This window comes from Natrinema sp. SYSU A 869 (genome assembly GCF_019879105.1).
Lineage (GTDB): Archaea > Halobacteriota > Halobacteria > Halobacteriales > Natrialbaceae > Natrinema.
The window spans coordinates 2,439,433-2,454,955 of the sequence record NZ_CP082249.1; the positions used below are offsets into that span (position 1 = coordinate 2,439,433).

At 64.5% G+C, this 15,523-nt stretch carries 12 protein-coding genes and 1 pseudogene; 5 read left to right on the top strand and 8 right to left on the bottom strand.

Annotation, left to right across the window (positions count from 1 at the left end):
- Nucleotides 1–286 precede the first annotated feature (286 nt).
- The 4 genes and pseudogenes from ligA to K6I40_RS20250 form a co-directional block, all read right to left on the bottom strand.
- Nucleotides 287–2,371, bottom strand: a complete 2,085-nt coding sequence (gene ligA, locus K6I40_RS20235) for an NAD-dependent DNA ligase LigA (RefSeq protein WP_222915941.1) — start codon at nucleotides 2,369–2,371, stop codon at nucleotides 287–289.
- A 94-nt stretch (nucleotides 2,372–2,465) separates the two neighbouring features.
- Complete coding sequence (locus K6I40_RS20240) at nucleotides 2,466–2,843, bottom strand: 2Fe-2S iron-sulfur cluster-binding protein (RefSeq protein WP_222915943.1); 378 nt, start codon at nucleotides 2,841–2,843, stop codon at nucleotides 2,466–2,468.
- A gap of 31 nt (nucleotides 2,844–2,874) precedes the next feature.
- Nucleotides 2,875–4,289, bottom strand: a pseudogene (locus tag K6I40_RS20245) (selenium-binding protein SBP56-related protein).
- A gap of 75 nt (nucleotides 4,290–4,364) precedes the next feature.
- Complete coding sequence (locus K6I40_RS20250; protein ID WP_222915945.1) at nucleotides 4,365–4,745, bottom strand: 2Fe-2S iron-sulfur cluster-binding protein; 381 nt, start codon at nucleotides 4,743–4,745, stop codon at nucleotides 4,365–4,367.
- A gap of 179 nt (nucleotides 4,746–4,924) precedes the next feature.
- Between K6I40_RS20250 and rio1 the strand changes: the two genes are divergently transcribed.
- A complete protein-coding gene (gene rio1 / locus K6I40_RS20255) occupies nucleotides 4,925–5,800 on the top strand; it encodes a serine/threonine-protein kinase Rio1 (RefSeq protein ID WP_222915947.1) in 876 nt (291 codons plus the stop codon).
- Between the two features lie 50 nt (nucleotides 5,801–5,850).
- On the opposite strand, the gene K6I40_RS20260 is transcribed toward rio1, so the two are convergent.
- Nucleotides 5,851–7,488: a 5'-nucleotidase C-terminal domain-containing protein gene (locus K6I40_RS20260; RefSeq protein WP_222915949.1), complete on the bottom strand. Its 1,638-nt coding sequence runs from the start codon at nucleotides 7,486–7,488 to the stop codon at nucleotides 5,851–5,853.
- A 388-nt stretch (nucleotides 7,489–7,876) separates the two neighbouring features.
- Between K6I40_RS20260 and K6I40_RS20265 the strand changes: the two genes are divergently transcribed.
- Nucleotides 7,877–9,094, top strand: a complete 1,218-nt coding sequence (locus K6I40_RS20265) for a tryptophan--tRNA ligase (RefSeq protein WP_222915951.1) — start codon at nucleotides 7,877–7,879, stop codon at nucleotides 9,092–9,094.
- A 23-nt stretch (nucleotides 9,095–9,117) separates the two neighbouring features.
- On the opposite strand, the gene K6I40_RS20270 is transcribed toward K6I40_RS20265, so the two are convergent.
- Nucleotides 9,118–10,758, bottom strand: coding sequence for a hypothetical protein (locus K6I40_RS20270; RefSeq protein WP_222915953.1), 1,641 nt, complete (start codon nucleotides 10,756–10,758; stop codon nucleotides 9,118–9,120).
- 233 nt (nucleotides 10,759–10,991) lie between these two features.
- Between K6I40_RS20270 and K6I40_RS20275 the strand changes: the two genes are divergently transcribed.
- Together K6I40_RS20275 and K6I40_RS20280 are read left to right on the top strand one after the other, a co-directional pair.
- Nucleotides 10,992–11,495, top strand: a complete 504-nt coding sequence (locus K6I40_RS20275; RefSeq protein ID WP_222915955.1) for a metallophosphoesterase — start codon at nucleotides 10,992–10,994, stop codon at nucleotides 11,493–11,495.
- A gap of 109 nt (nucleotides 11,496–11,604) precedes the next feature.
- Nucleotides 11,605–12,153 (top strand): KH domain-containing protein, encoded by a 549-nt coding sequence (locus K6I40_RS20280; RefSeq protein WP_222915965.1) that lies wholly within the window; start codon nucleotides 11,605–11,607, stop codon nucleotides 12,151–12,153.
- Nucleotides 12,154–12,248: 95 nt separating this feature from the next.
- On the opposite strand, the gene K6I40_RS20285 is transcribed toward K6I40_RS20280, so the two are convergent.
- Both K6I40_RS20285 and K6I40_RS20290 read right to left on the bottom strand, forming a co-directional pair.
- Nucleotides 12,249–12,548 (bottom strand): hypothetical protein, encoded by a 300-nt coding sequence (locus K6I40_RS20285; RefSeq protein ID WP_255681807.1) that lies wholly within the window; start codon nucleotides 12,546–12,548, stop codon nucleotides 12,249–12,251.
- 43 nt (nucleotides 12,549–12,591) lie between these two features.
- Complete coding sequence (locus K6I40_RS20290; protein WP_222915969.1) at nucleotides 12,592–13,842, bottom strand: FIST N-terminal domain-containing protein; 1,251 nt, start codon at nucleotides 13,840–13,842, stop codon at nucleotides 12,592–12,594.
- A gap of 185 nt (nucleotides 13,843–14,027) precedes the next feature.
- On the opposite strand from K6I40_RS20290, the gene K6I40_RS20295 reads away from it, so the two are divergent.
- On the top strand, nucleotides 14,028–15,452 hold the full coding sequence (locus K6I40_RS20295) for a HAMP domain-containing sensor histidine kinase (RefSeq protein ID WP_222915971.1): 1,425 nt from the start codon (nucleotides 14,028–14,030) through the stop codon (nucleotides 15,450–15,452).
- Nucleotides 15,453–15,523 lie beyond the last annotated feature (71 nt).

Genomic DNA, 15,523 nt, shown 5'->3' on the forward strand with positions numbered 1-15,523 from the left:
CTATACTATCTACGAAGCTTTACTCGGGCACTGACTGCTCGACTCCGTAGCTGGCACGCTACTGATCCACATGAGCCGTATCGAGACGTACTTGAAACGGCTGTATCGGACGAAAACGGAACAGCGGATCTATCGATGCTCGAACTGCGAGTGTACGTACGAGTTCACCGAGACGACCTGACCTGTCTGGAGTATTGGAACGAATGACTCGTCCGAATCAAATAGCCCGCGCCGCTTCAACAGGCCGTTCGATCTCTGATTTCGGCTCGTTCGGGTCGAATAACGCTTACTCGAGGCTGAGACCCTTCTCCTCGAGTAGCGCGCGGAACTCGGTCTCGTCGAGGATCGGCACGTCGTTATCTTGGGCGTCGTCCTGTTTCGTCGCGCCCGGATCGTCGCCGGCGACGAGGTAGTCCGTATTGCCCGAAACGCTCCCCGTCGCGTTTGCGCCGTGAGTCTCGACGAGGTCCTGTGCGTCGCCCCTGGTCATCCCCTCGAGCGAGCCGGTGAAGACGAACGTGACCCCCTCGAGTTCGTCGCCACCGGTCTCGATGTCGACCTCCTGGGGCGAGATATACTCGAGCACCCCGTCGACGACCTCGGCGTTCGCCTCGCTGGTGAAGAACTCGTGGATCGTCTCAGCGACGGTGTCGCCGACGTCGTCGACGCCCTCAAGTCGCTCGGGCTTGGTTTCGGCGACCTCGCGAAACGCCTCGAAGGTACCGAACTCGCGGGCGAGTTCGCGGGCCGTCGTCGGACCGACGTGGGGGATGCCCAGCGCGGAGAGGAAGTCCGCCAGCGGCGGTTCGCGGCTAGCTTCGATCTCTGCGAGCAGGTTCTCGGCGCTGGTCTCGCCCCACCCCTCCAGGGCCAGCAGGTCCTCGCCGTCGAGTTCGTAGAGGTCCGCGACGGATTCGAGTAGGCCCGCATTGACGAGCTGGCGGACGCTCTGCTCGCCGAGCCCCTCGAGGTCGAGGCCGTCGTCGCTGGCGTAGTACTCGATCGAGCGCCGGAGTTGGGCATCACAACCCAGTCCGCCGGTACAGAAGGCCATGGGACCATCGCGCTCGACGGGGCTCCCGCAGACGGGACAGGTGTTGGGCATCTCGTAGTGCCCCTCGCTGCCCTTCTCGACGACCTCCTCGACATAGGGGATGACGTCGCCCGCGCGCTGGACGCGGACCGTGTCGCCGATATTGACGTCCTTCTCGGCGATCTCCTCCGGGTTGTGCAGGCTCGCTCGCGAGACGGTGACGCCGCCGACGTCGACCGGCTCGAGCAGGGCAACGGGCGTCAGTCGTCCCGTTCGGCCGACCTGGACCGCGACGTCGACGATGGGCGTCACCTCCGCGCGGGCCGGGAACTTGTAGGCGAAGGCGTAGCGGTCGTGACGAGCCGTGCGGCCGAGTTCCTCGCGGGCCTCGCGGTCGTCGACCTTGATGACGGTGCCGTCGATCTCGTAGTCTAGGTCGTCGCGGGCCTCGAGCAGCCGGTCACGGTAGTCGATGGCCTCGTCGATGTCGGCTGCGAGTTCGACGTGGTCGGTAACCCGCAGCCCCCATTCGGGGAACCGCTCGAGTTCAGCGCGATGGGAGTCTTCAAGGTCGCTGGCCGCGAGCACGTCGAAGTAGAAGACCGCGAGCGGGCGCTTGGCGACGACCGCGGGATCGAGCTGGCGGATAGTACCGGCGGTGGCGTTCCGAGGGTTGGCGAAGGGCTCTTCGCCGCGCTCGATGCGCTCGCGGTTGTGCGCCTGAAAGGCGTCCTTGGGCATGTAGACCTCGCCTCGGACCGCGAGGAAGTCGGGATAATCGCCGTGGAGTTGCTGCGGGACGGAGCCGATGGTGCGGGCGTTCCGCGTCACGTCGTCGCCCTCGCGGCCGTCCCCGCGGGTGACCGCGCGCTCGAGGCTGCCCTCTTCGTAGACGAACTCCATGGAGACGCCGTCGAACTTGGGTTCGCAGACATACTGGACATCCCCGACTTCTCTCTGCACCCGGTCGGCGAACTCGCGGACGTCTTCGACCTCGCCGCTCTGGTCGATCGAGAGCATTGGCGCAACGTGTTCGACCGTCTCGAACTCCTCGATCGGCTCGCCGCCGACGCTCCGCGTCGGGCTGTCGGGATGGGAGAGATCGAACGCTTCCTCGAGGTCGCGCAACCGAGCGAAGAGCGCATCGTAGGTCCGATCGGCGATGAGCGGCTCGCTCTCGACGTAGTATCGGCGGTCGTGTTCGCGGATGGCCTCCCGGAGCAGTTCGACCTGGCGCTCGGCTTCGGCCTCCGAGAGTTCCTCGACCGGTGCGAAGTCGGTCGGTGGAGTCCGGAGATAGGGGTTGTCTTCGTCCGCGTCCTCGTCGGCGACTGGCATTCTTGCTCGAAGGTAGCCGTTCGCCCCCGTTAACAGTACTGACTACGTGTCGGCCGTTTCGCGTCGGTATCGGCTCGAGTCGGGTCGAAACGCGTTACTTCCACGGGTTGTCCACCAGTTCGGCCTGGACCCTCGAGCCGACCGCGATCCGACAATCGGCCCGCGGTGTAGCGATACACAACAGCATGTAGCCGTCGTCCCGGTGTCGATCCTTCAGGGCTCGGGGCGGCCGACGATACGCGAATGCGGCCTCGATATAGTCACCTCCCGTGTCGCCGTCGCTGTCTCCCGGTTCCGTCGCGTCGGTCTCGAGTAGCCGACCCGTACAGGTCCCGCAGGCCCCGGTACGACAGCCGTACGGGAGTCCGATATCTGCCCGTTCGGCGGCCTCGAGGACCGTCTCGTCTTCGCGAACCTCGATCGTCCGTGTTCGGCCATCAGGCCACTCGAGGGTCACGTCGTGGCTCGTCATCTGCTCGACCGAGTACCGGTTTCGCGGCTGATCACTGCCAGACGTCGCTCGTGCAGTCGCCGTCAGGCCACCTGATTTCGTGGGCGCGGGCCGGCCCCTCGGGGCACTCGCCCCAATCGACGAGGAAGTCCTCGTCGAGCTCGAGCGTGCCGTTCCGGGGGTCAACGTCGGCTTTCAGCATCACTGAGCCGCGTTCGGCCTCCTCGGGGTAGAACTGGTTGTCCCACGAGGAGAACAGCGAGGTGGTCCAGTAGAGGCGCTCCCCGTCGAGCGAGAGCTGGATCATCTGCGGGCCGGCGGCCAGTTCGCGGCCCTGGACTTCCTGTACCTCGCCGAAGGTGCCACCGACCGAGAGCGAGTCGGCCCGCCGCGGGTTCGACGGATCCGAGATGTCGTACATCCAGACGTCTCCGTGGAGCCAGTTCGAGCCGAACAGGTAGCGATCGTCCATCGAGATGAGGATATCCGTCGGCAATGCGGGGACCGGCATATCCCAATCGTCGTGCTCCCGGCTCTCGAAGTCGATCACCTTCTCGGCGCGGTACTCTCCCCGCCCGTCGCCCGCGCTCTCGTCGCGCCAGAAGTGGAAGACGTTCGACGAGAGCGCGGCACCGACGAACCCGTGCGTCGATTCGGGCGTGTGGAGGAATCGCACCTCGAGCGGGATCAGTCCCTCCTCGCCGAGATCGATGGTCTGCTCGACGGTGCCAGCCTCCCAGTCCCAGAAGTGGAGTTTCTGCCCGTAGTTTCCCGCTTCGACGTCGTCGAGGTCGAATCCCGGATAGTAGGTCTTCGGCGCGGCCCACTCGCTTGAAACCATCACGTTCTGGCGTGGCTGGTACCAGTAGTCGTAGTTCATCTCGATCTCACCCGGGGCTCCCACCGCCCCTCGATCTCGAAGTCCTCGTTTAACTCGAGGAATCCGCCCGGAAGCTCCCCATCGGCGTCGCCGAGCATGCTGATCAGGATCTCCCCGTCCGGGATGCAGTGGACGGTGTGTGGGGCCGAGAGGTCGTACTCGAAGACCTCCTCGGGTTCGATTACGGTCTCCAATTCGGGATTCCGCCGGTCTTGCGCGTCGATCACGTGGATCCGTGAGGAGCGCTGGCCGGGGACGATCAGGTGTCGCCGCTCGAGTCCCTCGACGTGACATGACGACGAGCAGGCGTTCCACCCGAAATGGTGGAGTTCGTCCCCGCGATTCGGCAGTTCGATTCGGTCGACGATTTCGCAGTACGTGTCCGAGTCGGGATTGAGGTCGACGACCGCCACGAAGTCCGACGCGTCGACGTCCGTCCCGACGTAGAGGCTCATGACGTAGGCTAATTCCTCTCGATCACCCTCCTCGATGGCGGCCTGTGGCGTTGCGTAGCCGGGTCCCTCGTGGTGGTCGTGATCGTGGTCGTGCTCCGCCGTTGCGTCTTGTTGTGTGGGGCTATCACTCATGGGACACTCCACCACAAGCACGAAGATAAATCTGGTCGGGGAGGGGGGAGGGAAGGGGCCGTGACGGAGCAGGAGCTACGCCCAGGGACTGTCGCCGACTTCGGCGCGGACCCGCGGACCGACCTCAATGCGACAGTCGGCTCGCGGGGACGCGATACAGAGCAGGACGTAGCCGTCCGCCCGTTCGTCGTCGGTCAGCGCCTGCGGCGGCCGCCGATAGGTGAACGCGTCGGCGGCGTCGCGCGGCCGCTCCGTCCCGTCCGCGTCGGACTCGGTCTCGCCGCCCTCGATCGCGAGCAGCCGACCGACACAGGTGATGCAGGTCCCTTTCCGGCAGTCGTATGGCAGCCGGATGCCGGCCCGCTGGGCCGCCTCGAGTACCGCCTCGTCGTCGGCGACCTTGATCGTCCGGTTCGGGCCGTTGGCCCACTCGAGCGTCACGTCGTATCGCGTCACCGTTCGATCCCCACGGGGCGGCGCTCAGTCGATCTATTCACAGTCGGTGCTACTACGGACAGCGCAAAAAGTGTAGCTGAGGTGGTCGTGTGACCGTCGTCGATGCCAGCGTGGGTCGGATCGGGGCCGCTCGAGCGAGTCCCAGTATTTACCCACACTCGGCACGTAGAGCCGAACAGATGGGACAGGGAACGGAATTCGGACTGGTCGACCTCGAGGAAGCCGACACCCCGGGCGACGAATGGGAGGAGATCGACGTCTCGGAGACCGAGGCCGATCGGATCGCTCGCAAGCGCGACCGCGAGTTCGAGCAGTTCGAGGAGCGCATTAAGGACGCCGAGCAGTTCAAGGTCGAGCAGTCGGTGTTCGACGATGCCACCTTCGCGGCGCTGTACAAGCTCGTCCAGGACGGCTACGTCGAGGCCTTCGGCGGGCCGCTCTCGACTGGCAAGGAGGCGAACGTCTACCACGCGCTGGGAGACGACCGCGAGGTCGCGGTCAAGATCTACCGGATCAACGCCTCGAACTTCACACAGATGCGCGACTACCTCGAGGGCGACCCCCGTTTCGAGGGCTTAGGCGGCAAGAAGAAAGACGTCGTCCTCGCGTGGACGAAAAAGGAACTGGCGAACCTCCGGCGAGCGCAGGCGGCCGGGGTGCGGGTTCCAGAGCCGATCGCCACCGAGCGCAACGTCCTGGTTATGGAGTATATCGGCACCGAGGACGGCCGCGCGAAACGGCTCGGCGAGGTCCAGATCGAGAACCCCCAAACCGCCTACGAGGTCATGCGCGAGTACATGCGCCGGCTCTACTCGGCCGGGCTGATCCACGGCGATCTCAGCGAGTACAATGTCGTCTTCGACGAGACCGAGGGCCAACTCGTGTTCATCGACCTCGGACAGGCCGTCACCGTCCACCACCCCAACAGCCGCAAGTTCTTGGAGCGCGACTGCCGGAACGTGGCAGGGTTCTTTTCGCGACAGGGTCTCGCGGTGACCGAGGACGACTTACTCGAGTTTGTCACGAATCCTGAGCCGGATCCCTCGCGGGACTGACCGCGCCAATCTCGACCGAGACCGACCGATAGTACTTACTGCCGTTCGTCTCAGACCGTTTTGATGCGCCCCTCCGTTTCGGGTGCGATAACATCTTGCTCTCGAATGGCGTCGATCGCGAGCGTGGACAGGAGCGTCCCTTCGTCCCCGTGGACGAGCACCTCGCCGTCCGCGAGCATCTCGTACCCGTCGCCGCCGCCCGCAACGAAGTCGTTCGTGGCGAGTTCGTACGTCGCGTCGTCCGCGACCGGTTCGCCGCCGACCGTGATCTCCGCGACGCGATCGCCCGCCGATGCGTCCGGATCGTAGGCATAGCTCATCCCGCTGACCTGCGGGAAGCGGCCGTGGCCGTTTTCGACCGTACTGACACCGAGTTCGATCGCCTCGCGGAGAGTCGCGCCCGACACCTCGAGTTTCACCGTGCGGTTCGGGAACGGTAAGATGTCGACGATCATCCGTCGGGTGAGTTCACCCTTCTCGTACAGCCGATCGCTACGGATGCCGCCGGCGTTCTGGAGCGCGATCTCGGCGTCGACGTCGTCCCGGACGATATCCGCCAGCCAGTTTCCGAGGTTCGACTCTTCGCTCCGGACCGTCTCGGTCCGCGCATCCAGCGGGACCGCCGTCTCGCCGATCACCACGTCGAGTTCCGCCTCGAGGTCACTCTCGTAGTTCTCGAGGCGGGACAAGACGTCACCGTGTGGTTCTACCGCGCCGCTCTCGACCTGTTCCGCGAGGTCGTACCGCTGGAACGAGTAGTCATCGAGGCCGTCGCTTCCGACCTCAATGTCCAGTTGGCCGACATACTCGAACTCGTCGCCGACGACCGAGACGACGGTGTCGTTTACGTCTCTGGGCTCGTCGTACACCATCGCGGCGTGGTCACCGACAGCGACGTCGATGCCGTCGACCGCCGCGACGAGGTCCTCCGCGACGGGACTGGCGAGGTGGGAGAGCAGGACGATCACCTCCGCTCCCTCGTCCTGCAACTCGCCAACGACCGACTCGGCGGCTGACGCCGGCTCGAGTACCGTGACGTGCTCACCGACCGAGGTCACGTCGGGTGTGTCCGCTGGCGCGAGGCCGGTGATTCCGAACGTGACGCCGTCGATTTCTTTGAGGGCGTATCGTGTTGCTCCCTCGTCGGCCGCGAACACGTCGTCGGTCCGGTCGTCGCGGACGTTCGCGCTCACCCAGGTAAACTCGCTGTCGGCGACGTTTTTCCGGAGGCTCGTCGGTCCGTTGTCGAACTCGTGGTTGCCGAAGGTGTCGTAGGCAAGCGGACTCGCGTCGAGCAGCGAAACCATGTGCGCTCCGTCGAAGACCGACGACTCGACGGACGTGTGCAGGTCGTCGCCGTTGCCGACGACGAGCGCGTTGCCGTCGGGCGCGTCCGCTGCTCGGTCTGCCATGAGCCCGAAGTAGTTCGCGACGTTGAGCGGTTCGTTTGGCTCTCCCATCGATCCGTGGAAGTGGGTATCGTGGAGGAGCCGAACGGTCGTTCGCTCGGACTCGGTTTCGCTCGAGTCAGTTGATTCTTTGTCGTCGGAGTCCACCGTCTCGGTCGGCTCCTCGTTGTCTGCCGTTTCGTCGTCGAACATGCATCCTGCAAGCGCGACGACGCCCGCGGATCCAGTGTATTCCAGCAGTCGTCGCCTGTCGATTTCGACTGGCCGTTCCAATGGCATGCCCGGCTATCTCGCCGGTCTCATAATATGTCTACTGTAATACATATATTGGACCAACAATACTGAAACGTATCCCCATAGAGACGACTGACTGAGACGCTGTCTCGATTCTGAGACGGTGCCGTCCGTAAGCGGTGGCGATAGCCGGGCGGCGTCGCGTCGGTACTTACGGCAACTGCGCCGAAACCCTCTTTATCGTCCAGCAGAAACTGTTTTGCAATAATGTCCGCTCTCGGGTGGCAATGGCGTTGGCACGTCCTTTCGAGAGTGAACAGTGTCGTCGCGGCGGGCGACGCGGCCTAACCCGGCGGCTGCGGCGGCGGACGCTCCCTCCACTCGTTTTTGATCCGCATCGTCTTCCAGCCGCTGCAGCCACCCCACAACACGAATGACAGAGCCGAACGAAACCGCTAACAGCACTGCCAGTACCGAATCCACTTCGACCGCCGACGAGTTCACCGTCACCCCGTATGCCGTCGAGGGCGAGATCGACTACGAGAAACTCCTCGAGCAGTTCGGAGCCGAGCCGCTCACCGACGAGCAGATCGCTCGCTTCCCCGATCACCCGCTGCTCCGTCGCCGGACGTTCTACGCGGGACGCGACGTCGACGACTACCTCGAGGCCGCCGACTCCGGTGCGCCACACGCGATCGTCACCGGGCGAGGGCCGTCGGGACCGATGCACCTCGGCCATGTCCTCCCGCTGTATCTCGCCAAACGGTTCCAACGGGAAACGGAAGCGACGGTGTATATCCCGCTCTCCGACGACGAGAAGTTCCTCGCGAAGGACCAGTCGTTCGACGCCATCGGCGAGCACACGCGGGACAACCTGCGAGACATCCTCGCCGTAGGGTTCGATCCCGAACGGACGCGAATCGTCGTTGACACCGCCGACGCGGACGTGATTTACCCGATCGCGGTTCGCCTCGCGAAGCACCTCACGCCGGCCACGATCGAAGCCGTCTACGGCGATCAGGACACCGTCGGCCTGCAGTTTTATCCCGCCGTGCAGGCGGCCCACCTCCTGCTCCCGCAACTCGTCGACGGACGGCAGCCGACCCTCGTTCCCATCGCCATTGATCAGGACCCTCATGTCCGCGTCTGTCGCGATATCGCCGCAAAGGAAGCGCTTCCAGTGAAAAAGCCGGGTGCACTGCTCGGCCGGTTCCTCCCGAGCCTTGAGGGGCCGGGAAAAATGAGTTCTTCCGGCGATGCGCCCTCGATCGAACTCACTGCCGATTCCGAAACGGTCGCCGAGACGATCCGGACGCACGCCTACACCGGTGGCCGGGCGACCATCGAGGACCACCGAGAGAACGGCGGTGATCCAACCGTCGATGTTCCCTTCCAGTACCTCCGATACTTCTTCGAACCCGACGACGCCGAACTCGAGCACATCGCGGCCGACTATCGATCGGGTACCCTGCTCAGTGGCGAACTAAAGGAAATCGTGATCGAGCGAATTACCGAGTTCCTCGCCGACCACCAGCGCCGGCGCGCGGAACTGGGATCGCTCGAGGCCGAACTCGAGCCCTACCGGCTGACCGAACGGGAGCGGCAACGGGCGCTCGAGCGGGCGGGCGTACCGACGGGCCTCGAGATGTAGAGACGAATCACCGTTTCCTCGGGTCATCGAAGCGTGTACTCCGCGTACGACTCCACGGCGCGGTCGATGGCCGCCCTCGAGACGGCCAGCGCGATACCGATCGTCAGGAGGACGGCGGCGCTTCGAACGACTGACGCCGGAACGCCGAGTACCGCCGTCGCCGCCTCGGTGACCGCCGGGACGGACGCGACGACTGCCGGCAGGCAGACGACTCCGAGCGGCACAACGACAAGTCCGAGTCGGATGAACGACGTCCGCCCGATCTCCCCGTAGATCATCGCACTGGTAAACGGATACGGCATCGGGTAGATATCCCGATACCGGACGTCCATTCCGAGCGCCGTCGCGACGGCGGCGCTACAGCAACACCACGCGACGCTCGCGACGGTGATCAGTACGGCCTCGAGGACGCCGACCGAACCGACCAGTCCGGCGCCCAGCGTGAGTAGCGCGGTCGGGGGTGCGCCGGCGGCGACGCCGGCGAGGACGGTCCCCCGGACGAACTCCCGTCCGGAGACCGACGTGAGCGTCATCGGTAAGACGGGGTACTCGACGCTGATCACCTCGACACCGAACCCCTGTCCGACGCCGATCGCACAGATGAGCGCGGTGGACACCAGCGCGATCGGAGGGATGTCTCTCACCGAGACCGCGTAGAGAATGATTCCGCTCAGACCGAACAATGGGAGGCAGATAGCCATAAAGAACGCTCTCGACACACGCGACTCCTGAACCCATCGCTTCCGGGCGACGGTCAGGGCGGGTCGCGAGACGCGGCGTCCGAACAGTCGCCTCGAGAGCCCGTCGCCGACGAGCGACCGCGATCGGGACGTCGATTCGATACGGCCCGGTCCCTCGCCGAGGACTCGGTCAGCGATCGTGACCGCGGCGATCACGCCACCCGGAATGCCGACGGTGAGAATCACCAGTGCACCGAGGCCGCGGACCGAGGCGGTGTCGATCTCCGGGACGGCGAGCAACCCGAGATCGACGATCCACGCGCTCGGCGCTCGGCGAGCGATCTCCGTCACCCGATCGCGCGGGAGCACGACGACGACGACGGACGCGACCAGCCAGCCGACGCCGATCAACGCGTACCGCAGGACGGACCCCTGCCGAAAGACACCGGTAATGCGAGCGGGAACGAGGTCTCTGGCGAACACGCCCACGGCACCGGTCACCGCCGCGAGCGTGAGGGCACCGCCGACCGCGACGGCGATGGTCACGGCAGTCGCCGGTGATCGAACGCCGGCGGCGAACCCGACGGCCCCGCTGCAGACGGGGACCAGCCATGGCAGCACCACGCGGCTATAGACGGCGAGGCCGATCCCGACCACGAACTCGCGGGTGGTGACCGTCGTGAGCAACAGGTCGGTTTCGGTACGCTCGAGTCGCCGCGACGTCGCCTGTGCGAAGACGACGATCGCGGTGAGAAATCCAACGGTCGCTCCCATTCGTACGGTCCCGAGTGAGAATGTGAACTGTTCTCGGGAGACGGCCGCGCCGAGACCGTACGCACCGACGCCACAGCCGATCGAGAGCGCGATCAATGCGATACCGAGAACGAGACGCAGGCCTCGCGAGCGGTCCCGTTTCCGTCGCGTACACAACATTTCGATACGGGCGATTCGGACGCTGCGGCGCAGCGATCGAGGAGCGGCCATTTCTATTATCGATAATAACGCCACTATTCGACAAAATATGTCTATTATAATGTGGGATATTAAAGGAGTTGGTCCGCACCACAGGAAGCCACACAACTCGCACCGATCGCGCCTGTCGCTGCTAGCGAACGCCCGAACCGGCCGCGGCGGTCCGCTTCAGCCGCGTGGCACGCGACGGAGCGAGAAGCCGGGTCTCCGAACGCATTAGTGGCTCGCGCGTGCGTGATTCGATAATGAATATCGGGATCATCTCCGACACCCACGACAACGTCGCGGCGATCGAACGGGCGACCGGGATCTTCGACGAGGAGGGCGTCGAGATCGTCATCCACTGCGGCGACTTCATCGCCCCGCTGATCGTCCCCTACTTCGACGAGTTCGAACTCCACGGCGTCCTCGGGAACAACGACGGCGACGTCGCCAACCTGCAGGCCGCCTTCGACTCGCTGGGCGGCGAGAGCCAGCTTCACGGTCGGTTCGCAGACCTCGAGTTCGACGGTCTCTCGTTTGCGGTCCTCCACGGCGAGAGCAAAGCCGAGGTCGAAGCGATCGCGGCCGGCGAGACGTACGATTTCGTCTGTTACGGCCACCACCACGAGCGCGAACGCTCCGAAAAGGGCCAGACGACCGTTCTCAACCCGGGTGCCCATTTTCTGACGAAGTCCGAGGACGACCGAACCGTGGCGATCCTCGACACGCGCTCGGAGTCGGTGCGGTTCCGATCGGTGCTCGACTAGACCGGATTCGACCGCCGCGTGACTCGAGATAGTCACGTGCGTCGGTGCCACGACCCACCCGGTGCTCGCGGACCAAGCGCTTAACCTCACCCAGCCAGTAGCAGACCGTATGCAGCACGTGAAGATTCCGCAGGACCGCATCGGCGTTCTCATCGGCGAAGGCGGCGAGACGATGCGCGAGATTGAGGCGGAGGCCGAAGTGCGACTCGACATCGACTCGGAGAACGGCTCCGTCGCCGTCGAGACGGTCGGCGACCCTGTGCTCGGCCTCAAGGGTCCCGAGATCGTTCGTGCGATCGGCCGCGGATTCGCGCCCGAGGACGCCCTGCGACTGCTCGAGGACGACATGATGTTGTTCGACGTCGTTGATATCGACGCCGCCACGCGCAACAAAAACGATATGAAACGCAAAAAGGGCCGGCTCATCGGTGAGGGCGGCCGGACCCGCGAACTGATGGAGGAGCTGACCGGTGCCGACGTCGTCATCTATGGCTCGACGTTGGGTATCATCGGCGCGCCACAGGAGGTCGACGCCGTCCGCAGCGCCGCTGAGATGCTCTTAGACGGCGCGCCACACGGCGCAGTCTACTCCTTCCTTGAGGAGAAACACAACGAGATGAAACACAAGGGGATGGAGTACCACCGGTTCTCCGGCTGATCGCGAGCCGCTATCATCGATCGCTGTCCCGCGGTCGTTCTCGGACGGCGAGTTGTGACTGACGGCCGTTCCGGCATCGAGTGTTCCACCGCGAGTTACATGTGTTTCGCGAGGTTATCGGGGAGTTCGACGGACTCCGGGTCACACATATTCTCGAGGCGGCGGGCGATGAGGAACGCGGCCACGTCGCCCGCTGTCGCCACGTACGCGTCGACGAGGTCGCTGAGGACGGCTTTCTCGTCGCGTTCGACATCAATGACGGTCCCGTCACCATCGACGACGAGTCCGTCGACCGAGTCGGCACACTCGATCGCGTCGTCCGGTCCCAGAATGTCCGTCTCCCGGTCGATTGCAGCCTGGATCAGTGCGGTATAGCCGGGAGGTTCGTTCGTCATGGGCATGGATTACGCGCTCTCGATCGCCGCGTCGGGCGGGAGGTTACAGCGACTCATTAGTGATGATCTCGATGGCGATGCTCTGGTGGTGGACGTCCTGACGCATGAGTGACCGCGGATCGTCATTCCACAGCGGGTTCGGCGTCGCGATCTCCCCATAGCTGTAGAACCCGGCGACGGGAACGTCCGGTCCGACGCGCTCTCTGACGATGTCGAGTTCGGCGTTTCGAGTCTCCTCGTCCGACAGGTGGAACCACCGGCAGTTGCAATCGAACACCAGTACGGCCGCGATATCCTCCGGACCGCCGGCGGCCGTCAACGCCCGATCGACCGCGGTTTCGACGCCGTCGAGGACCGCATCGGCCGACGTATCCATGACGGTGAGTTCCTGGCCCTCCTCGAGCGGTTTCTCGCCGACGATCATCGACCCCTCCGCCTCGTCGACCTGGGTGAGCATTGCGATGTGGGTCTCGTCCCCGTCGTCGTCCGTTCCGAGCGGATGGGTCATCAGGAAGTGTTCCTGGGTCACCCGGTCACCGTAGCGGTCGCGGTAGGCCTCCAGTGCGGGTTTTCCGTCGAGTTCGTAGAGGCGGTTGTCCTCGGCTCTCGTCACGGTGAACGTGTGTTCGGTCTCGCGCAGGCCGTTGGCGACGCCGATACCGGTCTTGACGTCGACGTCCATCGCAGTGACTGTCATCGAGTCCTCGACCGGTTCGCCGTCCCGGTAGACCCACGTCGAATCGAGTTTCCAGTCGTCCCCCGCGAACCCACCGGAGACGTGCGCCCAACCCAGTGCGTCCTGGACGCCGATCAGCGCCCACTCCTTGCTACCCGTCAGGCCAGGTCCGAACGCGTTCACGAGCAGTTTCGGGTACCAGCGCCGGCGGCCCGACTCGGGCGTCGACACCGCCGTGGGGACGGCACCATCGCCAAGGTCGTCCATGGCCGCCGAAGCCGCCTCCATTCCCGCCCGTCTCGGGTGCTCAGCAAATCCCGGTGCGGAACCGATACCGGGACGAACGCCGTTGCCCGCGAGCGCGAGCACGACGACGCTCTCCGTGTACGACTGGGCGTGGGCGATTTCGCCGGCCGTCGAACAACCGACGACCGGACAGTCGAGTTGGTCCTCGATACCACCAAGCAACGCAGCCTGGTCGTACTCGCTTGAGCCGAACGCGTATGCGAGCCGTTCCTCGTCACCGAGGTCGTCTCGTGCGGCACGGGCTGCGCGTCGGCCAGCCGTTGTCGGGTCATCGTCGGTCACGTGGCCGACTCCGGCGAGAATTTCGCTCATCGATACTACTGCCAAGGATGGGAGCACACTCATATAAACATACTGTCGTCCCGCCGCGCCAGCGGCGTATACTCCGGCTCGAGACGACGAAGAGCGAGGAGACGGACGGATTCGAACGCGGTCCGCCCGCGAGCAGTCTCGACGGCCCACAATGACTATGCCGTTTCGTTACTATCTGCAAGCCAATGTCCGATCTCGACCCGCTGTCGGACACTGACGCCGTCGAGGCCGTACTGGCCGATGAATCGCCGGCGACTCAGGACGGCCTGCTGGTAGCACTGGCGTCTCGTCGGGGCCGTTCGACAGCGGAGATCGCCGCGCTCACCGGGCTTTCGATCGACGCCGTCGATCAATGGGTCGAGACCCTCGACATCGACGATCCGCCGACGGGGACGGACGACAGTGACGACGGTGTTGACCACGGTGGCGACGATGTCGTCGATCAGTCTCGATTCGAGATCGTCGACGCCGCTGTCCGATCGTTCGTCAAGTCGGAAACGATTGAGGGGATTACGGAGCCGATGACCGATGTCGCGGACGAGTTCTTCGATACGACCGCGGTCGCCGTCTACCGGTACGACGGTCTCCGATCCGAACTCGTCCCCGAGGTCGTTACGCCCGACGCCGAAGCCCGCTTCGAGATCGAATCGATCGACGACGGTGTGGACCCGTTGTGGTCAGCGTTCCGATCGGACGAACCGACCACCGTGGCGTCTACCGAACTCGTCGTTCCGTCCGAGACACTGGGGATCGTCCGACTCGGCGACGTCGACACCGACGCAGTGAGCGAGATCGACGTCCGGACGTTCCGACCGATCGCGACGGCGGCCGTCGGCGCGATCGAGCGCCGCCGCCGAATCCGGTCGCTCGAGGACGACCGCGCCGAACTCAAAGGGAAAAACGAGGACCTCCAAGACTTCGCGAACATCGTCTCGCACGACCTGCGGAACCCGCTATCCGTCGCGGAGGGATACCTCGAGATGGCTGTCGAGACCGGCGACGAGGAGCACGTCCAGGAGGTCAAAGATGCACACGAGCGCATTGATCGGATCATCGAGCACACGCTGACCCTGGCTCGGCAGGGCCAGGGGATCGACGACGCGGAACCGGTCGAGCTCGAGTCGGTCGCCCGACAGGCCTGGGGAACCGTCGAGACGCACGATGCGACGCTCTGCGTCGTGGACTCGACGACGTTCGATGCTGATCCGGATCGGCTCCGACAGTTGTTCGAGAACCTCTTTCGGAACAGTGTGGAGCATGGCTCCACAAGCAGTCAGCTCGGTTCCCGCGCTGACGACGCCGTAGAGCACGGTTCGACGGACAGTCAGCTGACGGTTGACGATGACAGTGAATGGAGTAGAGTGGACGAAGGGGTCGTCGTTACAGTTGGCACGATCGGTGACGGAGACGGTTTCTTTATCGCCGACGACGGCCCCGGCATTCCGGTCCCGGAGCGGTCCCGAATCTTCGAGCGCGGGTACACCGACAGCGACGACGGGACCGGCTTCGGGCTCCACATCGTCCGCGAGATCGTCGACGCCCACCGCTGGAATATTTCCGTGACCGACGGCGATCACGGCGGTGCTCGATTCGAGGTCGACGGCGTATGAAAACCCCGTACGGAACGGGGATCGTCCATCACACAAACAAAAGATTTATATAGAACAACAAACAATCGTTC